This window comes from Phycisphaeraceae bacterium (assembly GCA_019636655.1).
In the GTDB taxonomy this organism is placed as follows: Bacteria; Planctomycetota; Phycisphaerae; order Phycisphaerales; family UBA1924; genus JAHBXB01.
Window position 1 is genome coordinate 1,252,656 of the sequence record JAHBXB010000001.1, and the last position, 21,616, is coordinate 1,274,271.

Annotated in this window: 20 protein-coding genes; 6 read left to right on the top strand and 14 right to left on the bottom strand. The window is 68.3% G+C overall.

Annotated features, from left to right (window positions below):
- Window position 1: 1 nt before the first annotated feature.
- The 9 genes from KF745_05280 to KF745_05320 form a co-directional block, all read right to left on the bottom strand.
- Entirely contained in the window at window positions 2–1,342 is a 1,341-nt protein-coding gene (locus KF745_05280) for an NADH-quinone oxidoreductase subunit H (GenBank protein MBX3357822.1), read from the bottom strand.
- 77 nt (window positions 1,343–1,419) lie between these two features.
- Window positions 1,420–2,457, bottom strand: coding sequence for an FkbM family methyltransferase (locus KF745_05285; protein ID MBX3357823.1), 1,038 nt, complete (start codon window positions 2,455–2,457; stop codon window positions 1,420–1,422).
- A 102-nt stretch (window positions 2,458–2,559) separates the two neighbouring features.
- On the bottom strand, window positions 2,560–3,906 hold the full coding sequence (locus KF745_05290; GenBank protein MBX3357824.1) for an ABC transporter ATP-binding protein: 1,347 nt from the start codon (window positions 3,904–3,906) through the stop codon (window positions 2,560–2,562).
- Window positions 3,896–4,780, bottom strand: coding sequence for an ABC transporter permease (locus KF745_05295; GenBank protein ID MBX3357825.1), 885 nt, complete (start codon window positions 4,778–4,780; stop codon window positions 3,896–3,898). The genes KF745_05290 and KF745_05295 overlap by 11 nt, the downstream gene beginning before the upstream one ends.
- 119 nt (window positions 4,781–4,899) lie before the next feature.
- A complete protein-coding gene (locus KF745_05300) occupies window positions 4,900–7,248 on the bottom strand; it encodes a DUF2339 domain-containing protein (protein MBX3357826.1) in 2,349 nt (782 codons plus the stop codon).
- Between the two features lie 99 nt (window positions 7,249–7,347).
- Window positions 7,348–9,024, bottom strand: coding sequence for a GH3 auxin-responsive promoter family protein (locus tag KF745_05305; protein MBX3357827.1), 1,677 nt, complete (start codon window positions 9,022–9,024; stop codon window positions 7,348–7,350).
- A gap of 31 nt (window positions 9,025–9,055) precedes the next feature.
- Window positions 9,056–9,910 (bottom strand): alpha/beta hydrolase, encoded by an 855-nt coding sequence (locus KF745_05310; protein MBX3357828.1) that lies wholly within the window; start codon window positions 9,908–9,910, stop codon window positions 9,056–9,058.
- A 45-nt stretch (window positions 9,911–9,955) separates the two neighbouring features.
- The gene (locus tag KF745_05315) at window positions 9,956–10,678 is read right to left on the bottom strand and encodes an ABC transporter ATP-binding protein (GenBank protein ID MBX3357829.1); all 723 of its coding nucleotides are present in this window, start codon (window positions 10,676–10,678) and stop codon (window positions 9,956–9,958) included.
- A gap of 38 nt (window positions 10,679–10,716) precedes the next feature.
- A complete protein-coding gene (locus tag KF745_05320; protein MBX3357830.1) occupies window positions 10,717–12,297 on the bottom strand; it encodes an ABC transporter permease in 1,581 nt (526 codons plus the stop codon).
- 124 nt (window positions 12,298–12,421) lie between these two features.
- Between KF745_05320 and dusB the strand changes: the two genes are divergently transcribed.
- The 6 genes from dusB to KF745_05350 all read left to right on the top strand — a co-directional run bounded on the left by dusB (window position 12,422) and on the right by KF745_05350 (window position 16,934).
- Window positions 12,422–13,477, top strand: coding sequence for a tRNA dihydrouridine synthase DusB (dusB, locus tag KF745_05325; protein MBX3357831.1), 1,056 nt, complete (start codon window positions 12,422–12,424; stop codon window positions 13,475–13,477).
- Between the two features lie 170 nt (window positions 13,478–13,647).
- Window positions 13,648–14,868 (top strand): DUF1573 domain-containing protein, encoded by a 1,221-nt coding sequence (locus KF745_05330; GenBank protein MBX3357832.1) that lies wholly within the window; start codon window positions 13,648–13,650, stop codon window positions 14,866–14,868.
- The gene (locus KF745_05335) at window positions 14,868–15,476 is read left to right on the top strand and encodes a hypothetical protein (GenBank protein MBX3357833.1); all 609 of its coding nucleotides are present in this window, start codon (window positions 14,868–14,870) and stop codon (window positions 15,474–15,476) included. Before KF745_05330 ends, KF745_05335 begins: the two co-directional genes overlap by 1 nt.
- The gene (locus tag KF745_05340) at window positions 15,473–16,000 is read left to right on the top strand and encodes a DoxX family membrane protein (protein ID MBX3357834.1); all 528 of its coding nucleotides are present in this window, start codon (window positions 15,473–15,475) and stop codon (window positions 15,998–16,000) included. Before KF745_05335 ends, KF745_05340 begins: the two co-directional genes overlap by 4 nt.
- A 125-nt stretch (window positions 16,001–16,125) precedes the next feature.
- A complete protein-coding gene (rpsR, locus tag KF745_05345) occupies window positions 16,126–16,368 on the top strand; it encodes a 30S ribosomal protein S18 (protein MBX3357835.1) in 243 nt (80 codons plus the stop codon).
- Window positions 16,369–16,421: 53 nt separating this feature from the next.
- Entirely contained in the window at window positions 16,422–16,934 is a 513-nt protein-coding gene (locus KF745_05350) for a hypothetical protein (protein MBX3357836.1), read from the top strand.
- Here KF745_05350 and KF745_05355 read toward each other — a convergent pair.
- The 5 genes from KF745_05355 to KF745_05375 form a co-directional block, all read right to left on the bottom strand.
- On the bottom strand, window positions 16,829–17,881 hold the full coding sequence (locus KF745_05355; GenBank protein ID MBX3357837.1) for a DMT family transporter: 1,053 nt from the start codon (window positions 17,879–17,881) through the stop codon (window positions 16,829–16,831). The two genes, KF745_05350 and KF745_05355, sit on opposite strands and share 106 nt — an antisense overlap.
- A 174-nt stretch (window positions 17,882–18,055) precedes the next feature.
- Window positions 18,056–19,618 (bottom strand): PQQ-dependent sugar dehydrogenase, encoded by a 1,563-nt coding sequence (locus tag KF745_05360; protein MBX3357838.1) that lies wholly within the window; start codon window positions 19,616–19,618, stop codon window positions 18,056–18,058.
- 259 nt (window positions 19,619–19,877) lie between these two features.
- Window positions 19,878–20,390 carry a hypothetical protein gene (locus tag KF745_05365; protein ID MBX3357839.1) on the bottom strand — a complete coding sequence of 171 codons (513 nt, stop codon included), beginning with the start codon at window positions 20,388–20,390 and terminating at the stop codon, window positions 19,878–19,880.
- A 47-nt stretch (window positions 20,391–20,437) separates the two neighbouring features.
- The gene (locus KF745_05370; protein ID MBX3357840.1) at window positions 20,438–21,190 is read right to left on the bottom strand and encodes a succinate dehydrogenase/fumarate reductase iron-sulfur subunit; all 753 of its coding nucleotides are present in this window, start codon (window positions 21,188–21,190) and stop codon (window positions 20,438–20,440) included.
- A gap of 7 nt (window positions 21,191–21,197) precedes the next feature.
- On the bottom strand, window positions 21,198–21,602 hold the full coding sequence (locus KF745_05375; protein MBX3357841.1) for a VOC family protein: 405 nt from the start codon (window positions 21,600–21,602) through the stop codon (window positions 21,198–21,200).
- Window positions 21,603–21,616: the final 14 nt, after the last annotated feature.

Genomic DNA, 21,616 nt, shown 5'->3' on the forward strand with positions numbered 1-21,616 from the left:
CTCAGTGCGTCTGGACCAGGCCCGCCGGCGCCGTCATCGGCCGATCGTCGAGCGCCACCGGGTGCCGGGGCGCCGACTCTGATTCCTCGCCCTCGAGCGGGAAGAAGCGCGAGCCCGCGAGCCGCACGCGCCGGTTGCTGGTCACGCGAGGGATCATCGGCTGCACCACGAGGAGCGCCGCCGCGAGCGCCGCGTTCATCGCCAGCATCCAGACCATCGATCGCAGCTCGAGGAAGATCATCACCGCGGTCGCCACCACCAGCACCAGCGACAGCGGGATCACCGCCTGCCACGCCACCGACATCACCTGGTCATACCGCAGCCGCGGGATCGTCCAGCGAACCACCATCGCGAAGCAGACCACCGTCATGGTCTTGCCCATGAACACAGCAAACTTCGCCAGCACTACCCAGAACGTCGCCGCCTGCTCCGGGAACACGTTCACGAACGGCAACAACTCCCACCCGCCCAGGAACAGCAGCACGAAGAACGCGCTCGACGTGATCAGGTTGGCGTACTCCGCGAGGAAGTACAGCGCGAACCGCATCGACGAATACTCGGTGTGGTACCCGCCCACGAGCTCGTTCTCGCACTCCGCGTTGTCGAACGGCACCCGGTTCGCCTCGGCCAGCGCCGCGATGAACAGGATCACCCCCGCCAGCGGCTGCGAGAAGATCAGCCACCCGTGCTGCAGCTGGTGCTGCACGATGGCCAGCGGCATCAGCGAGCCGACGAGCAGCAGCACGCACAGCACCATCAGCCCGATCGGGATCTCGTAGCACAGCATCTGGGCGGCGCACCGCATCCCGCCCAGGAACGAAAACTTGTTGTTCGACGCCCAGCTCCCCAGCACAATCCCGTACAGACCCAGCGAGGCGCACGCCAGCAGGTAGACCACCCCGACATTGATCGCCGCCCCCGCCACCACCACCGGCCCCCCCTGGATCGTCCACTGCACCAGCGGAATCGTGAACGTCGGGCAGATCCACACCCCGCCCCACGGGATGATCGCAAACCCCAGCAGCGCCACGGCGATGATCGAGGCCGGCGCCACCGTGAACAGCGTCCGGTCCGCGCCGTGCGGGGCGTAGTCCTCCTTCAGGTAGAACTTCAGCCCGTCCGCGAGCGCCTGGCCGAGCCCCGCCATCTTCCAGTTCGGCAGAAACGACAGCCCCAGCGTCAGCCCCACGCGGTTCGGTCCGCAGCGGTCCTGGATGTACGCCGAGAGCTTCCGCTCCAGGTAGATGCACCCCGCCACGAGCACGAGGATGAGGTTGGCGACAATCGCCAGCAGGATGGCGCTGACGATGAACTGCGCGGTGAGAAAAGCGGGAGGGTTCATGAGCCGATCAGTGTACGCGCCCGCGCTCCGCGGTGCCGCAGTGGACGGGCGGGCGAGCAGCGGGTTCCGGACGCCCGCTACGCAGTCGCCGCGCGGTGCTGGCGGGCAAACTCGATGTGCTTCCAGTACATCCCCCGCTGCTGCATCAGCGGCCTGAGCCGCTCCCAGTGGAAGGACCCCTCCGCGATCCACATGACATCCCGCTCCCACGCGATCTCGTTGACTTCAAGCGGGTGCAGCCAGAACCGGTGCCTCGACCGGAACCCGCCTCGATCGACCGCAAACCCGCGGTAGCCCATCGCGCCCAGCATCGAGTGCATCTCTACACCCGAACCGCCGCAGTGCTCCAGCATCTCCGCGTTGACCTCGGTAATGATCGCCGGCTTCCGGTCGTGCAGCGTCCGTTCCATCCCCCGCAGCGCCTTGATCTCGTACCCCTCGACGTCGAGTTTGACGACCAGCGGCCGTGTATCCGACCGGTCCAGCACGTCGTCAGCCCGAACGATCTTGACGGTTCCCAGGTCGGTAAAGACCCCGCCGTACCGGTCGGGCACGGGGCTGAACGTGCTCGCTCCGTCGTTCCCCGCGCCGGGCAGCCGCATCGTCAGCACGGTCTCAACATCGCCCAGCCCCAGCTCGTGCAGCGTGACCTGCTGCAACCGATTCTCTCGCAGGTGGAACCGCAGCCGCGGCAGCACCTTCGAACTGCACTCGAACGCGTGCACCCGGCCCGACGGCCCCACCACCTCCGCGATATGCATCGAGACGAGCCCGATGTTGGCGCCCCCGTCGACGAACACCTCGCCGGGCCGGATCGCCCGCTCGATCGCCGTCATGATGTCCAGCTCGTGGTACGAGCCGAAGAAGTAGGCTGTCCGTTGGTAGAAGTCCGCGAGGTCCAACTCCATCACATGCCCGTAGAACCGCCCGCGAGTATGCACCGTCGGCGCCCCGGCCCATTTCTCATGGTCCGTCACCCCGATCCGCCGCAGCAGGTGCCCGTACCGCGGCAGCTCCCAGTGGGTGTACCGCCGAACAAGGGGCCACGCCGCCCGCTGCCAGAACCGCAGGTCCGCTCCCTTGTGCCACGCGGGATTGCCCCGATAGATTGCCACCTCACCCTCCGGCGCCGCCGCGCGCGACGCGGACCCCGCATCAACCTCAACGGCAATCGCTTTCTGACGTTCTTGCACCGCCATAGACCTCACCCTCGCCGACTATCGGCCCGTATCCACCGGACGCGCTGCGCCGGGCATGACCACTTCCGCGGCTGGCGTCTCGACCTTTACCTCGACCGGCTGGTAGAACTTGTGCACCACCCACTTGGCCGGGTCCGCCAGTGTCTGGAATGCGATCGCGCCGTCGATGTGGTCAAGCGTCAGCCCGAACTGCGACCCGGTCTCCGGGATCCGAGTCAGGGTCAGGAACACGCCGTAGTTCCCCGACCGCAGCATGTTCCTGAACTTGAACGTTACCGTGAATCGCTCCCCGCTCCGCATCGGCGGCAGCCAGACCCCCTCCGCCGTCGTCCCCGACCCCGTCAGGTCCACGCCCGCACTATCTCGCACCCCGAAACTCACATCCAGCCGGTCGATGTCCGCCAGCGCCCGCACCGCGGTCTCGACCACGATGGTCTCGCCGAAGACATACGTCGACACCGGGTCGCCGTCCTCGCTCAGCACCCGCACCCGTTCGATCTGCGCGTGTCCGCTGCCATACCGCAGCGATCCCTTCGGCCCGGTCTCGAACGGCACCGCATCCGGGAGCGACGTCATCTGGCGTGACGCCTCCTCGTTGGTCAGCGTGCGTGTCTGCGCAATGTACCGGTCCACCACCTCGCCCGCGTGGCCGAACTGCACCATCCGCCCCGCCTCGAGGAACACCGCCCTCTGGCACAGGCTCTTCACCGAATCGGCGCCGTGGCTGACAAACAGCAGCGTCACGCCGCTGTCCAGCAGCTTCCGCATCCGCGCGATGCACTTCTGCTGGAAGCCCAGGTCCCCCACCGCCAGCACCTCGTCGACGATGAGGATGTCCGGGTCCACGGACACCGCCACCGAGAACGCCAGCCGCGCGTGCATACCGCTGGAGTAGTGCTTCACCGGCTGGTCGATGAACTCGCCGATATCCGCAAAGTCGGCGATCGAATCGAACCTGCGGTGGATCTCCCGGCGCGGGATCCCCAGGATCGCCCCTTGCAGGTAGACGTTCTCCCGACCCGTGAACTCCGGATTGAACCCGCTGCCCAGTTCCAGCAACGCCGCCACGCGCCCTCGCACCGCGACCTCACCCTCCGTCGGCGTCAGCGTCCCCGCGATGATCTGCAGCAGCGTGCTCTTCCCCGAGCCGTTGCGGCCGACGATCCCCACGGCCTCCCCCGGCCGCACGTCGAAGCTCACATCGCGCAGCGCCCAGAACGGCCGATGGAACGTCTTCACCCGGCCGAACAGCGCGTGCTTGAGGCGGTCCCGCGGCTTGTCGTAGATCAGGTACCGCTTCCCCGACCGGCGCACCGAGATGGCCGGCTCCCGCGCCGCCTCGCCGTTCAGCGTGCTAGATGACATCGCTGAACCCCCTCTTGCACCTCATGAACGCCGCGTACCCCACCTGCATCGTCACCAGCCCGATCGCCGTCACCACCCCCAGCGCGAGCCAGTCCGGCTGCTCACCCCGGAGCAGCGTCGACCGCGATGCTTCGACGATCGTCGTCAGCGGGTTCGCCAGGATCACGGCGTGGAAGATCTCCAGCCCCGGCCTCTCCAGTGATGAAGCCGGGTAGAAGATCGGCGTCGCAAAGAACAGCAGCTGCATCACCACCGGTACAACCTGCTTGGTGTCCCGGATGAACACCCCCAGCGCCGCGACGCCCCACGTCACCCCCAGCGTCAGCATGCACAACGGCACCAACACCACCGGAAACAGCAGGATCATCGGCGACAGCACCCCGGCCGCCAGTCCCGCGCCAACAAGCAGGATCACCAGCCCGATCGCCCCAAAGAAGAGCGACGCCAGCAGCCCCGACGGCGCCAGCACTTCCAGCGGAAACACGACCTTCCGCACCAGGTTCGGCCGGTCCAGCACCATCGCCGGCGCCCGCGTCACCGTCTCGGCAAAGACCCCGTACACCACCCACCCGCAGAAGAAGTACAGCACGAAGTCCCACGTCGTGCTCGCCGCGCCGAGCTTCTCCCACTTGCTGGGAAAGATCTGCGTGAACACGATCGTGTACACCCCCAGCGTCAGCAGCGGGTTGATGATCGTCCACGCGATGCCGAGGTTCGTCCCCTTGTGGCGCACCTCGATGTCCCGGCGCGTGAACTGACCGAGCAGCTCCCGGTACCGCCACAGGTCCGCCAGCAGCCCCGGAAGGCTCAGCAGTTCCATCAGCGGTGTCTGACGCGACGACCGCACCGAGACCACGCTCGACTCGCTCGACAATCTGGTGCTCCGTTCGTCCGCTCCGGGCGGACGGGCCGATCCGAACATCTGCCGTGTGCGGTGGCCCGCAACACGCCCCAGACCGTACTTCGGCGTGCCCCCGACTGTATCCACACGCTTTACAACCCGCCATGTTCCGGGGGACGCCCACCGTCGTCCCCAGCCCGAGCCGGGCCCGACACCCTGGCCGACACGCGCGAATACCCCACCGCCACCAGCAGCATCAACAAACCCAGACCCACGAAGCTCGCCACCCGCCACGTCTGCGGCGCCTCCGCCAGGTCGTAGACCACCGCCTTGCACGCTGCCAGCCCCAGCAGCCCAAGCCCCGCGTACCGCAGCCCGGGCACCCTGCGTGTGAATCCGATCACGATCGCGCCGACCGCAAAGAGCCCCCACCACACCGATACCGCCGCGAGCCTCGCCGTCGAGTCGCTCGCCAGAATCCCCGCGGCCCGTGCCACCTCGAAACTCGTAGCAACCAGCAGGAACCCGCCCGCGATCGACCACAGCCCAGCCTTCAGCCCGGGCACGCTCGGCCCCGGGCGCCCCTCCTGCTCGCGCCCCTCCCATCCCAACCCGGTGAGCACGGCGCAGATCGTCAGCGCGATCAGCAGGCCGCCGTGCAGCCCGATCGTCGCCCCCGACTCGAAGTACCCCTCCGGCACATATTCGACGGCCCACGGTGCCATCGCCGCCACCACCGCCGTCGACCCGATCACGTCCAGCGCGAGCCTCCGCTCCAGCCGGTGCAGGCACGCAACCACAACCCCCACCGCCAACCACACCACGCTCACCGGCGCCGCCTCGTGCGCGTTAAGCACGGACGCCATCACCAGCACCATTCCAACTGCCGCCGCGGCCACCGCTACCCGCCGCCACCCCGACCACGACACCAGGAGAAGCCTCGCGCACGCGAACCAACTGATCCCGGCTATCGCCATCAACGCCGTCCACCAAGTCAGGTGCAGCCCCGCAAAGTCGATCGCCGGCGCATCCAGCCAGCGCCGCAGGAGCACAAGGCGCCCCGCGGCGATCGACAGCACAACCACCCCGTACCCATCAAGCCCGCGCGACCCGATCCATCTCCCCGCCGCGACCGCCGCCAGCCCCATCGCCAGCCACGTTACAACCTCCACCCACGGCTGCTCGACCGCCAGCGCGATCGCCGCGATCAGCAGCGCGCCCGCCTGCATCATGAGCACCGCGCCCAACCGCTGGCCGTCTGTCTCCGGCACATCACAGAACACGCGAAGGCGCCCGGCCAGCACGATCGCCAGCGTTCCCGCTGCGACAACCCCCGCGGCCGGAACCACCCATTCCGGAACCACCCACCGCTCCGCAAGGAATACGCCGAGAACGGAGCACCACGCCGTGGTGCTCAGGCTTGTGATCAGCGGTCTCGCCGCGCGGTAGTGCCGCACGTCCACGGACCCGAACAGTGTGCCGCTGTCCCCGCCCGACATGCCGCCGCGCGCCGCGCTCGCGCTCAGCTCCCCGTGCACTGCGCCCCAGACCACCGCAAGGAACCCCAAGCCGAGCATCGGCCACTGCCGCGCATCGCCAAACACCCATGGCGTCCCCAGCAGGGCAGTACCCCACCACGCCGCCCGTCGCAGGTGATGAAACGGATCCGGCCGCCACCCGGAGAGCCCCAGCCCGAGCCCGAGGAGCGCCACAAGATACGCCGGCATCACCGCCGGATGCCCCTCCGCGTGGCGCAGAATGATCGGCACGAGGTACGCACCCACCATCGACAGCAGCGCCACCGACACCAGCCCCGCACGACCGGCCACCGCAATCCCAAGGCCCGCCACACCTGCAAGCAGCACAAAGGACACACCCGCGGGAATCAGGCCGTACACCCCGTACGCCCCATACGCCACCGCGTACAACGTGCCGATGCCCGCGGCGGATACCCCCGCCGATGCCAGCGCCCCGAACCGCCGCCTCGTCCACTCCCCCAGCCCCAGCAGTACCAGCCCAAACCCGGTGCCGACCCAGCACTTCGCCCCAGGCGGGATCTGGTTCATCCACCCACGGTCGTACGCCAACTTCAGAAACAACCCAACACCTATCACCACGATCACCGCCCCCACCGCCGCAAAGAACTTCGCTCCGACCACCTGCTCGACTGACCACGTCGGAGTCTCACGCTCAGCCCGCGTCGGGGGCGCCAGAGGAGGCGAGTGGGAATCCCCGGCTCCCGCCTCAACCCCTCGCTTTGGCTTGAGTCGGGCCAGCGCCTCGACCGTCCGGTTGGCCCCTGCCTCACCCCACGCCGCCACAACGGGCCTCGTCGGCGGTGGAGCCGTAACGGGCGGCTCGCTCGCCGCGTCCGGTGCCCGCTCCGGCGACATCACCGGCGAAACCGGCTCGGGTGCCATGCCCACGTGCTGCTCTAGCCGATCGATCCGGCGCCGGAGTTCGTCGATCTGCGTGGCCAGCACCGGGTCGCTCTCGGTCATTGGCATAGCTCCAGATAGTGACCGCTAACATTAGATAGTGTACACTAACGCATGCGATAGTCAATCGCGACCTCCACCCATCAATATGCGAACATAATCCTATTTTGGGATTCCCGCCGCAAGCACCCCCTCGATGATCTCACGGTGGTTCGCGCACCTCGGGCACTTGTGCTGTCCCCCCAGCTTGCCGCGAGACTCAAGCCACCTATGAAACGTTCCCGTCCCGACTGGCGACACCGTCGGCGGCGCCATCCCCAGGTTGTCCGTCCGCTTGGTCGTGTAGTCGACGTTCTGCCGCTTGAGCGCGGCGTCGAACGCCTCCGCAAAGCCCTCGATCACCGCCCCCGTCGGCCTCCCATCGATCTCGACCGCCAACTGCAGCCCCGCGCGCCGGCCCTCGCCGGGGTACACCGGCGCCGCCGTGAACTCCCCCACCATCACCCGCGCCTCGCGAGCCGCCGCGGCGACCGCGTTCTCGATGTGCTCGACGATGAGATTCTCGCCGAACGCATTGATGAAGTGCCGGTGCCGGCCCACGATGCGCAGCCGGCTCGGCCCCCGCTGCCCCTCCCCTCTCCGGGCGCCCGCGGCCCATCGCGGCGCATCACAGATCGTGTCGAACTCGACCACGTCCCCGATCACGTACCTCCACAGCCCCGCGCACGTGCTCATCACGACGACGTACCGCACACCCGGCTCCACCTGCTCGCACGTGAACGCCCGCGCCGTCGGAGAGTCAATCTCTTCCAGGGGCACGAACTCGTAGAAGATCCCGATGTCCGACAGCAGCCGCAGCCCCGGCTCCCCCCGCGTGTCCTGGATCGCGATGAACCCCTCGCTCGCCGGGTACAGCTCCAGCCTCGTCGGGATGTCATCCCCGTCTGCTGAACCCGAGTACAACTGCCGCACCCGCGGCTCGAAGGGCGTGTACTTCACCCCGCCGTGCACGAACAGCTCGAGGCTCGGCCACACGTCCCGCACCGTCTCCGCCGGCCGCCCCCGGCGCCGGGCCGCTTCCAGCACCCGCTCGAAGAGCACCAGCGTCCACGAGGGCATCCCGTTGATCATCCGGATGTCCTCGTCCACGCACCGCTCCGCCATCGCTTCGATCTTGCTCGGCCAGTGCGACATCAGCGCGATCTCGGGCCCCGGCAGGTAGATCTCCGTCAGCGGCCACCGGATCATCGGCGTCACCAGCCCCGAGAGGTCCCCCGTCCTCACGCCGTGCTCGTTGCACGCGATGTCCGTCGAGCCGCCTAGGAACAGCGACTTGCCCCCCAGCACCCGCGCCAGCGGCACGCCGAACCGGCTGGCGTTCGCGAACAGATCCAGCGCCGCCCGGTAGTTGCTCCGCAGCATCGCCCGCGTGACCGGGATGTACTTGTCCCCCGCCGTCGTGCCCGACGTCTGCGCAAAGTCCCGCACCAGCCCCGGCCAGAGCACATCCGGCTCCCCGTTCTCCCTCATCCGCGAGATCGGCGTCCGGAACGCGTAGTAGTCCGCCAGCGGCACGCTTGCGCGAAACCCGGCGACCAGTTCCGCATCGCTCAGCCTCCCGAGCTCCGCGAACCCGTGGGACCTCCCGAACTGCGTCCCCTTCGCCCGCGACAGCAGCCACCGCAACTGCCGCACCTGCACCTCGGCCATGCAACGCGCCCACCACTCGCGGTCGTCAAGCCGCCGGATCCGGCGCGCCAGCCGCGCCGACAGCGCCACACCGATCAGCGATGTCCACCTCCGCCCGCCGCCGCGCGGCCCGGAACCAGACGTCGCCACCACAGATCGTTCGGCGGTTCCCGCCATCATCTCACCCTCGCGCCGCCCGCGGCTCCAACTCCGCCGCAAACTCCAGCAGCGCCGCGGCGAACCCCTCCGCTCCCTCCATCATCGGCGCGTGGCCGCACCGGTCCAGCCACACCAGCCGCGACCCCTCGATCAGCCTGTGAAACTCCTCCGCGGCCTCGGGCGGCGTCACGATGTCCTGCCGTCCCCACACCAGCAGCGTCGGCGTCCTGATCTCCCCGATCCGGTCGCCGAGGTGGTCCCGTCGCGCCGACCGGCTGAGCTTCACCATCGCCCTCGCCCCGTGCCGGTCCGACAACTCCCGATGCGCCCGGTCCACATCCTCCTGGCGCATGTTCGCCGGGTCGTAGAAGAGTTCGCCGATCTTCCGCTCCAGCCATCCGCGGCTGGGCTTGATCTGCACATCGCTCACCATGGATTTCTCGACCAGCCCGCTCGACCCCGCGAGCACCAGCCCCTTGCACAACGCCGGGTCGTTGAGGGCGATCCGCAGCGCCACGTGCCCTCCGAAGGAGTTGCCCACCAGTACCACGGGCTCCCCGAGTTCCCGCACAAACTCCGCCGTCAGGCGCGCCACCGCCTGGATCGAGCAGTCATCGCCCCGCAGTTGCAGCAGCGGCAACTCGAACAGGATGCACCGCACCCGGTGCTTCACCCGGTCGACCACCGATTCCCAGTGCTCGTTCAGCCCCACCAACCCGTGCAGGAACACCACAGGCAGCCCCGACCCCGTCGAGCTCACCGTCCCCGCGACCCGCCCATCCGCCGATCGCCACACAGCGCAACCATCTGTTCCAGCCTCGGCGAAGCGCCAGGTTGGAGCCTCATTGGTCGTGGCTGACTGATGCGTCCCTCGCACACGAACATCATACCTTGGGGCGCTTCTATGTGCACATCCGGCCGCTCATCCGGTCGGCTGCCGCCTCCCCGCCTCGACGCGTCCATCGTGCAGGTGGACCACCCGGTCGGCCCGCTCGGCCAGTTCCGCATCGTGGGTCACCAGCACCATCGTCCGCCCGGTCCTGGCCCGATGGGCGTCCATCGAATCCAGGATCGATCTCCCCGTCGCCCGGTCCAGGTTCCCTGTCGGCTCGTCCGCCAGCAGCAGCGGCGGATCATTGATCAGCGCCCGCGCGATCGCGACCCGCTGCCGCTCGCCCCCCGACAGTTCGGCCGGCCGGTGCCGTAGCCGATGCCCAAGGCCGAACGAGTCCAGCAGCGCCGACGCCTCACCCACCAGCTCGCTCCGCCGGGACCGAAACCCCAGCCTCCCCCACCGCACCATCGCGCTGACGAGAACATTCTCCACAACGTTCAGTTCAGGTAAAAGGTGGTAGAACTGGAACACGAATCCGACCGTCTCCGACCGGAACCGATCCAGCCTGGCCCCGGAGAGCTCGTTCAGCGACTGCCCGCCGTACACCACATCCCCGCCCTTGCCCCGCTGCCGATCGGGACGATCCAGCCCGCCCAGCAGGTGCAGCAGCGTGCTCTTGCCCGAGCCCGAGGCCCCGAGCACCGCCACGCACTCCCCCTTCTGGACGCTCAGTGACGCCCCGCGCAGCACGGGCACATCCACCCGGCCCATCCGGTACGTCTTGTGCACGTCTTTGGCCGCCAGCAGCACCATCCGTCTCCTTGACCGGCCCACCCGGCCGTCCCGCCCTACTCAAACCGCAGCGCCGCCACTGGATCCAGCCTCGCCGCCCGGAACGCCGGGATCAACGCCCCCAGCAGGCTGAACACCACACCACCGGCGACCACCGCGGCCACCTTCCACGGCACCACCTCGTTCGGGATCGTCACGAAGTAGTAGATCTTCGGGTCCCACACCTGCACGCCGGTCACGCGCCCCATCCACTCGTGGATCGGGTTGATGTTCCACACGATCGTGCACGCCGTCAGCGCCCCCAGCAGCGACCCCGTCACCCCGATCAGCATCCCGTACCGCAGCCACAGCCACGCGATCCCGACCTGGCTTGCCCCGATCGCGCGCAGCACCCCGATGTCCTTGGTCTTCTCGCTGATCATCGCCCAGAAGATCGCCAGGATCATGAACGACACGGCCACCGACAGCACCATCAGGATCAGCAGCACGGTCACCGTCTCCTTCTCGACCGCGCTCACGAACGACCCCTGCCGCTCCCGCCAGGTCTGGATGATCACCCCGCCCACCATCCCCGACACCGGCGGGACCTCCCCCCGGTGCTCCTTCTCAAACTCCGCATACACCTCCCGGCACTTCGCCGCGACATCGTCCGGCGATGCATCCCTCGCCCCGCGCACCAGCACCGTCGTCACCCGCGCCGGCTCCACCCCCATCGTCTGCGGCTCGGGCGTCCGCTCCTTCCCCGTCACCGGATCAACCTCGATCGCGTACCGGTCCACCTTCCCGGGCCTGAGGCGCAGCGCCTCGTCCATCTTCAGCATCCGCTGCAGCAGTCCCAGCTCCACCAGCACCGTCTTGCTGTCGATCTCGTAGATGCCGCTCTTGAACTCGTTCGCCACGGGGATCGTCCGCGACACCACGTCGATCGTCCGCCCCTTGCGGTCCATCGGGAACACGTTGATCGTCACCTGGCCCCGCGGCATGAACTCCGGACGCCACTCGATCGCCCCGTCCTCGTTCCGCACGCCGTACGGCCGCGGCGTGTACCACCCTCCCACGTGCCGCTCGTTGAACCCCGTGACCTCGATCCCCAGCACCGCCGCGGGAACCAGCGCCCCGCTCGCCGGGTCGCTCTCCTGGAGCCTCAGCCCGTCCTGCAGCAACTGCGCCCAGTTCGGCGCCGGCGCCTCCGCCGTCGCGCGCTGAAGCCGCCAGTCCCGCCCCGCGCTGTCCTTCGACGTCGGCTGATCAATCGGCTTCCACCACAGTGTCGATGCGTAGTCCACAACCTTGGCGTAGCTCGGCCCGTCGACCCCCTTGATGTACACCGGCTCGGTCCGCCCGTCGGGCAGGTTGATCATCCCCCCCGCCTCGATCAGCGGCGCCGCCGCCTCGATCCCCCCCGCCTTCTCCAGCCGCTTGATGAGGTCGTCGTAGTGCGCAAACCCTGTCGTCGGCCAGGTGATCGACACATCCCCCATCAGGGTCCGCCCCGACGAGAGCAGCATGTCGAGGAAGCCCCCCATGATCGACCACACCAGCAGCACCATCATCGTGCACAGCAGCACCACCACCGCCGAAAGCAGCGGCATCACCTTGCTGGTCATGTAACGGCGGGTGAGGAGTGATTGGTACACGTGGGCCTAGTCTATGGACCGCAACCCCGCACGGATCAGACGCTCGCCACTAGTGTTCGGATTCGCCCGGCGTCCCTTTCAGGCACGCCTCGCGTCCCGCGTGCCCGCACTACCATCCTCCACCATGCTCCGCATCGGGCCGGTCCAGCTCCAGACCAACCTCCTCCTCGCCCCGATCGCGGGCTACTGCGACCTCGCCTACCGCCTGATCTGCCGCTCCTTTGGCGGCGTCGGCCTCGCCTGCACCGATCTCCTCTCCCCCCAGGGCCTGCTCCGCGGCACCGCCACCAGCCTCGACCTGGCACGCACCAATGACCTCGACAAGCCCGTCGGTATGCAGCTCTACGGCTGCGACCCCGCCATCATGGCCCAGGGCGCCCGCTGGGCTGCTGACCACGGCGCCACCGTCATCGACATCAACATGGGCTGCCCGGTCGACAAGGTCACCAAAAAGGACGGCGGCTCCAAGCTCCTCTGCGATCCCGATCGCGCCCAGCGTCTCGTCGAGGCCATCGCCGCCGAAGTCGCCCGCGACAACATCCCCGTCACCGCCAAACTCCGCCTCGGCTGGTTCAACGACCACCCCGTCGCCGAGTGGCTCGCCCCCCGGCTCGTCCAGTCCGGCGCCGCCGCGATCACGATCCACGGCCGCACCACGGAACAGAAGTTCGCCGGCGAGGTCTCCCACGCCGGCATCGCCCGCGTTGTCCAGGCGGTCAAAGCCGTCAGCCCCAACACCCCGGTCATCGGAAACGGCGACGTCCGCGAGGCCCAAGACGTCCAGGTCATGCTCGACCGCACCGGCTGCGACGGCGTCATGATCGGCCGCGGCGCCCTCTCCACCCCCTGGCTCTTCCGCGATGCCTGGTCGCTCCTCTCCGGCCGCGGCCTCCCGCCCACCCCGTCCGAATCCGAGAAGATCGAGACGATCCGCCGCTACTTCGTCATGATGCTCGAGTTCCGGCACGAGCACTACGCCATGACGCAGGTCCGCCGCCGGATCTCCTGGTTCGCCAAACGTCTGGGTCCGTGCAAGCCGCTCCGTGAAGCCATCCGCCTCGCCCGAGGCCCCGACGACATCCACGCCGCCCTCGACCTGTTCGCCGCGGGGGGCCTCAGAAGGTTCTCGGGCGATCTGGCGGGCGCCGAGGAGGAAACTCTCGACCCAGCCCCCGCGTAAGTTCGTGGAGCGGACCGTTCGGTCCGAACCACATTTTCTGCAACCGATCGTGCCCGATTTGCGCGGAACCAGCGTCTAGAGTGAGGGCCCCGAACCAATCACCCCGATCGCCGGCCCCCAGGCCCGCGGCGATCACGAAGCCAAGCACCGAACTTCCAGGAGCGAGGACGATGTCCAAGACCACCCGCCGCACCCTGCCCGCCACCGCCTTCACCATCGCCGCGATCTCCGGCCTCGCCGCGGCGACCGCCCAGCTCCAGCCCCAGCAGCCGCAGCACCCCCTCGCCCCGGTCCCGGCCAACCAGGTCCAGGCCGGCCAGCCCGATGCCGCCGCCTCGTTCCCGCTCACCTTCGACGAACTCACCTTCACGTGGGGCGACATCCCCGACACCGAGAAGGTCAGCCACGTCTTCAAGTTCAAGAACACCTCCGGCCAGACCGTCCACATCAAGTCCGTGAATGGCTCCTGCGGCTGCACGGTCCCCACGCTCTCGAAGATGGTCTACGAGGCCGGTGAGACCGGCGAGATCACCGCCACCTTTGACCCCGCTGGCCGCCTGGGCGTGCAGGCCAAGACCGTCACCGTCGCGCTCGAGGACCCCTCGATCCAGCCCTTGATTATCAACATCTCCTCCAACGTCAAGCCCTTCGTCTACGTCGACAGCGCCAAGGTCCAGTTCAACGAGACGATGATCAACACGGAGGCCAAGCAGACCCTCCACGTCATCGGCCGCGACCCGGAGTTCAAGGTCACCAGCGCCGAAGCCGCCAACCGCGAGATGTTCTCCGTCAACGTCCTCCCCTCCGAGCCCTACATGGACGGCGAGGAGAAACTCGTCCGCGTCCCTATCGAGGTCACCTTCAAGGCCGGCAGCACGCCCGGCATCCAGAACACCCAGATCACCATCAACACCAACGACACCCGCAAGCCCACGGTGCAGTCCATGGTCGGCGGGATGATCGTCGGCGAGTCCCGCGTCTCCCCGCAGATGGTCATCGTCCGCACCAACGCCCCCTCCGTGCAGTTCGAGGCCCTCGCCCAGATTGACAACCGCCTCGGCAAGTCCTTCGAGATCAAGGCGATCGACGTCGAGGGCCCCACCGGCATGAACCTCGCCGCCGATTTCGAGCCCCAGACCGTCAACGGCAACCCGGGCTACCTCATCAAGGTCGTCGGCGTCACCCCCGGCCTCCCCGGCCAGGCCCGCGGCCAGATCACGCTCCTCACCGACATCCCCGGCGAGGCCGAGATCAAGATCCCCCTCTACGCCAACATCGTCGCCAACCAGGCCCAGATCCAGCAGCAGGCGACCAAGCCCGCCTTCAACAACGAGCACGCCGGCCACTCCCACGACGACGCCGCCCAGAAGCCCGCCGGCCCGAGCCACTGATGGGCTGCCCCTGGTCCATCCTCGCGAAAGCGGCGATCATCATCGCCGTAGGCGTCGGCGCTGGCTTCATTGATTCCCGCCTGCGTCCCGTGAAACTGCGCCTTGAAACCGTCAAGAGCCCAGCCCACGGACCAAGCGCCGAGGCCCCGCCCAAGTCCCCCGAAGTGGCGCCGCCAAAGGCCATCGAGAAACCCCCGGCTGTCGTCACGCCACCGTCCGGCCAGCCCTTCGTCCCCACGCCAGCGGACAAACTCAAGCCCGGTCACATCTCCCTCCAGGACGCCTTCGACCAGCACACCTTCGATCTCGCCATCTTCCTCGATGCGAGGTCTGCCGACGAGTTCGCCGCGGGCCACATCAAGGGCGCCCACCTCGCCCCGCTCACGCTCTTCCGCAGGAACACGCCGCCCGCCATCCTCTCGCAGATCGCCAAGGACCAGCCGATCATCGTCTACTGCATCGGCGGCAACAACTGCGAAGCCTCGGAGGACGTGGCGCTCGTTCTTCAGCAGTCGGGCTTCATCAACGTCAGCGTCTTCCACGATGGCTGGACCGGCTGGGCCGCCATGGGCTACCCAAGCGAGACCGGAGCCCCGGCGACGCCGTGACTACCTCTGACACCAACCCGGCCTGCTCTTCCACCATCCTCAAGGGATGGACATGCCTCGTCGTCCCTATCCGCTTGGCGATGGGGGTGATCTTCGCCCTCGCCGCGTACACCAAGCTCCGACCAGCCCCCCCGGGCGCCATGCTCTCGGGCCCGCAGGACTTCTCGAACGCGATCAAAGCGTTCCAGACCGGTCTCCCCGACTCGCTCATCCAACTCTCCGTCTTCGCCGTTCCCTGGACCGAGGCCCTCTGCGCCGTGCTCCTGATCCTCGGCCTCTGGACCCGCGCCGCCGGCGCCGTCGCTTCTGCCATGCTCATCCTCTTCACCGGCCTGGTCATCTCCGCGCTCAGCCGCGGCCTGAACATCAGCTGCGGCTGCTTCGGTGAGCACGGCCTGATCTGCTCCGGCCCAATCGGCCCCTGCAAGATCGCCGAGAACGGCCTCCTCATCGCCGCCGCCCTCGCCATCGCCCTCACCCCCCGCCCCCGGCTGGCGATCGATTCCCTCTTTGCCCGCTCCTGAGCCCCTCCTTTGCCCCCCTTTCCGCTCGCCCAGCCCCTGCCTAAACTCTCCATCCCAACCGTCGCCCTGCGACCCGGGCCGTTGCCCGGACACCGGGGCCGAAAGACCACGACGGAGCCTTCCGCATGAGCCGTTTCAACCGTTTCGGGGCCACTCCCAAGATCAAGGTCGCCAAGAAGTCCGGCACCGGCAAGATCTTCGTTGACTACAAGAACGTCGAAGACCTCCGCCGCATGATGAGCCCCAACGGCAAGATCTACGCCCGCAAGCGCCTGCAGTCCTCCGCGGCGGAGCAGAAACTGATCTCCCAGGCCATCAAGCGTGCGCGGTTCATGGGCCTGCTGCCCTACACCAGCGCCACGCTGTAACCCGAGCTCCGTGCCGCGGGGCCCATCTCCGCCGCCATCGACGCTCAGCCCGCATGATGCCCAGTACGCCACGCGACTACAGCGCGATCGCTTCTCAGTTGCCCCGTGCCCCACTGGCGCGGGACCAGGCGATGCCCGCCCTCGTCGATGCTCTCTGGACCGCCTACGGACACGACACCCAGGGCCCCGGTCGTTCCATCTCCTGGGTCGGTTTTTACCTCCACTCCCCCGGCTCCAATGAGATGGTCCTTGGCCCCCGGCGCGACAAGCCCGCCTGCTCCCCGATCTCCCTCGCCGGCGCCTGCGGCCGCGCCTTCAACAACCTCCGCCCCCTGGTCGTCACCGATGTCGCCCGGCTCGGCGCCGGCTACATCGCCTGCGACGTGCGCGACCGCTCCGAACTGATCATCCCCTGCCTTGACACCCGCGACCGCGCCTGGGGCGTCCTCGACCTCGACTCCTACGACACGGGCGCCTTCTCCGTCGCCGACGCCGTCGCCATCCGCTCGCTCCTGGTCTCCGCCGGCCTGTCGGTCGCCTCGTCCGCGGGCGTCGACGTCGTCTGAGCGCGAGCCGCCCGGCCTCGCCCCATCCTCCCCTGCACGCTGAGCATCAGCAGTGCCCCGGTGATCGCCGCCGCGCCCGCCGCCCACTGCCACGCCGTCAGCACCTCCCCGAACAGGAAGTACGACGCCACCGACACCAGGATCGGCTGCAGCTGCACCACCCCCGTCGACACCGCCACCCCCAGCCGCGCGATGCTCATGTAGTAGAAGACGTGCCCCAGCGCGATCCCGATCATCGATGAAGCGAACAGCAGCGCCATCTGCTCGTTCGACAGCGCCAGCGCCGTCGCCCCCATCCGCTCCCCCAGCAGCAGCATCAGCGCCACCATCACCGCCGCCGTGTACTGGCTGATCGCGGCGAACGCCATCACCGAGTTCATCCCCACCATGTACCGCCGCACCGCCAGCGCGTACGCCGCGAACATCGCCCCCGACCCCACCGCCAGCGCCACCCCGGCCGCCTCCGCCCCCGCCAGCGGCGACTGCCCGAGGAACACCGTCGCCGTCCCGCCCCCCAGCACCATCACGAACCCCACGGCGTACTGCCAACTCCTCACGATCCCCCGCTCCGCCGGGAACAGCAGGTACACGCCGATCCCGATGAACACGATCTGCAGCCGCAGCCCGAACGTCAGCAGCCCCGGCTCGATCTTGTAGTGCGCCCACGCGAACGCCGCCTGCCCTAGCGTGTTGAACAGGGCCGGCACCAGCGCCGCCCGCCACAGCCCCGCCGGCAGCCGCTTCGCCCGCCACCCCCACACCAGCACCGGCAGCCACACCAGCGCCGAAAACCCGTACCGCCACCCGTTGCTCGTCCACGCATCGATCAGGTGCGAGAAGTGCTTGATGAACAGCGGCACGCTCGACCACCCGATCAGCGTCACCACGATCAGCAGGACGCCCACCGGCACCGACAGATGCGCCTGCTCTCTCGATCGATGGTCCATGCGGATTCCAGGCACCCCAGCCACCAACACTCCCGCGGCGAGCCGCCGGTTCCGACGACCCCCACTCCCGCATCATTGCCAGGCTGGTCCCCCGACGCCCCCACCCGCACCCCCGCCCAAATTCCGGGCCCGCCTCACGGCAAGCCCGGAACCCCGCACCCCGCCCCGAACACATCAACACCCCGTCAGCACGGCTACGAACCAGTCGTTGACGAACCCCGACAGGTCCGTCGGCCCGATCTCGCCGTTCGTGTCGAAGTCCGCCTCGAGCGTCCCCTCCGTCAGCGCCCTCGCCCACGTCTGCACGAACGCGGCGACATCCGCCGGCTCCACCGTCCCGCTGACGTCATAATCCGCCGCGCACGCCGGCTCCAGCCTGAGCACCATCCCCGCCGTGTCGCCCGGCAGACCGGTGAAGTTGCCCATCGCGTACAGCCGCCCGAAGCCGTCGGTCCCGAACCCCTGCAGCGTCAGCCCAAGGGGCATCCCCGCGTACCGCATCTCGTGGATCGCCATCGCGCCGTCGAGGTGGAACAGCCGCCCGGGCTCCACGCCGAACTGCGGTGAGAGTTCGCCGAAGACATACCGCCCGTACAGCGCCGGGATCCGCCCGCCGCGGTACACAAACCCGCCCACCACGGCGATCCCCTCGTCGTGGTCGTACTGCGCCACCGGGTCGATCATGTCCGCCGGCTGCCCCGGCGAGTTCTTGAACACGAACCCCGCCCCATTCCCGTTCGCGTCGAACAGGAATGTCCCCTCCTTGACGCGCCACCCGTAGTTCCCGCCCGCTTTGATCAGGTTGATCTCCTCGATGTGGTTCTGCCCCACATCCGCCAGCCACAACTCGCCCGTCAGCGAGTCGAACGAGAAGCGGAACGGATTCCGAAGCCCGTACGCGTAGATCTCGTCGAGCCCGACCGCCCCGACAAACGGGTTGCTCGCCGGGATCCCGTACCGCCCGTTCGCGCTGTTCGTGCCGCTCACGTCGATCCGCAGCACCTTCCCGAGGATCACGCCCAAGTCCTGCGCGTTGCCGTCGGGGCCGTGCCCGTTCCCCTGATCATCCGCCGCGCCGCCGTCGCCCAGTGCGATGTACAGGTACCCATCGGGCCCGAACGCGATCGCCCCGCCGTTGTGGTTGAACTGCGGCTGCGCGATCCGGAGCACCTCTCGCGCGCTCCCCATGCTCACCCCCCCCGCACCCACCGGCGTCGCCGCCTGCCACTCCGTGATCACCGTGTGGTGATTCGCCGGAGTCGAGACGGGCAGCGTTGTGAAGTCCGCCGTCCCCTCCACCGGCCGCGACTCGTACGTGTACAACAACCCATTGCTCGCGAACCCCGGGTGGAACGCCAGCCCCAGCAGCCCGCGCTCGTCGTACGTCCCCGGCCCCGCGATCCCCACGGACACCAGCCTGCTCCCCAGATCCATGAACACGCTCTTCGCGCCCGTCGCCACATCGATCGACCACACAATCCCGGTCTGATCCGTGACAAACAGCAGCCCCGGCATCCCGGGCGCCGATGTCCCCCAGTTCGGCGCCGTCAGCCCCGCGGCGAGCGGCACCAGCCTCACCCGCGCCCCATCCCGCGGCAGCGGCTCCGGGATCGGGTTCGGCAGCGGCTGACCCCAGGCGCCCGACACCGCCGCGACCATCACTCCTGCGACGACCAGAGCCCCCCGACGGCAGACACCCACCGCCCCGTCAACACGTGTTGTATTCCTGACGTGCATGGCTTGCTCCTGGTTGTTGAGTCTGCGATTGAGCCCGCGCGACTACCGCGCCGCCGCGTCCAGCGCGGCGGCCTCATCGCTCATTCACTTGGCACACCACCACCGGCACACATCCGAGCATCTCGGGCCGGCAACGCGACACTCCCACGCCGGCGCTCCACTCAGCCGGCGCCCGCGGAAACTCCACCTCCGCGACCAGTATTCCCATGTCCCCTGCCCGCCCGCCCCTTGCACCCCTCGCCGACCCGCGCCGAAATGCCTACCTCAACGGCACATCGTCATCCAGCGAGACCTCGCCGTGCCCCGCGTCCTCTTCCGCCGCTCTCAGACCATGCCGCTCGATGATCCGCACGCACGTGTTCCACCGCAGCACAGCGTCATCATTCTCCGACGGGGCCAGCCGGCGCGCCCCCTCAAAGTGCTCCATCGCCGCGGTCAATTGCGTGAACACCGACGTCAGCGGATACCCCGACTGCAGCATCGCCTTCGCCCATCGCTCCTCCACCACCCCCGCGAAATACGCCCGCTCGTACGGCGAGCCCAGCCGCCCCGCCAGCCCCCTGGCCTCCTCCGGCCGCGCCGTATGCCCGTTGAACTGATCCGTCAGCGCCAGCAGCAGACACTGCACCGCCTCCGTGTTCCCGGCGTCGATCGCCAGCACGTCGCGGCAGATGCTCTCCGCCTCCATCGGCTCATCCAGCAGCCGGTACCGCTCCGCCTTCGCCAGCGCCCGCGGGATTGATTCTCTCGTGATCGGCCTGAGTTCGAACATCGCCGATTCTCCGTTCCGCCCGCCCTGCCCCGATGAACGACCCCGAACTACTCCGCCTTCCGCGGCCGGAAGATCCGCAGCAGCTTCGTCACCGGGTCGTAGAACTCGTCCACCACCCGCTCCTTCAGCGGGATGATCGCGTTGTCCGTGATCGTGATGTGCTCCGGGCACACCTTCGTGCAGCACTTGGTGATGTTGCAGTACCCGATCCCGTCCCGGTCCCGCAGCTCCTTCACCCGGTCCCCCGTGTCCAGCGGGTGCATCTCCAGCGCCGCGATGTACACGTAATGCCGCGGCCCCGCGAACTCCTCGTGCTTCTGGTGGTCCCGCAGCACGTGGCACACGTCCTGGCACAGGAAGCACTCGATGCACTTGCGGAACTCCTGCACCCGCTCCACATCCGCCTGCTTGATCCGCCACGTCCCGTCCGGCGCATCGGGCTTCCGCGGCGAGAACTTCCGGATCCGCTTCTTTACCCGGTAGTTCCACGACACATCCGTCACCAGGTCCTTCACGTGCGGGAACGCCTTCAGCGGCTCGATGATCACCGGCATCGACAGGTCCAGGTCCCCGATCCGCGTCATGCACATCAGCCGCGGCTTCCCGTTCACCTCCGCCGAGCACGACCCGCACTTGCCCGCTTTGCAGTTCCACCGGCACGCCAGCGTCGGCGCGCTCTCCGCCTGGATCTGGTGCACCGCGTCCAGCACCACCATCCCCTCGGACACCTCCGTCGCGTAGTCCTTGAACGCCGCGCCCTCCCCCTGCCCCGTCCAGATGCGGAATGTTGCCCTCGGCATCGCGCTGCTACTCCCGAACCGTCGGCGGTTCACTCGTCTCCTGCCCGAACCACAGCCAGTAGTCGTCCGGGTCCCGCACCTCGAACTCCTTCATCCCGTACGCCGTCACCCGCATCGCGGACACCGCCACCCCCCGCCCCGACAACTCCGCGTGCAGCCCCGCCGCATCGTCGCAGTTGAAGTAGTAGATCTGGTAGTCCTTCGACCGCCGCGGCACGTCCCGCTCCACCGCCTCCTTCCCCGGCGCGTTGAACATCATCGACTGCCCGTCCCTCACCAGGTCGCACCACACCGGCGGCTCCCCGAACGTACACACGCACCGAAACCCCAGGCGATCGCAATAAAACGCCATCGTGCGCGGCAGGTCGCTCACCGCCAGCATCGGCCGAATGGTCTGGACTCTCGCGGCCACCGACACCTTCCTTC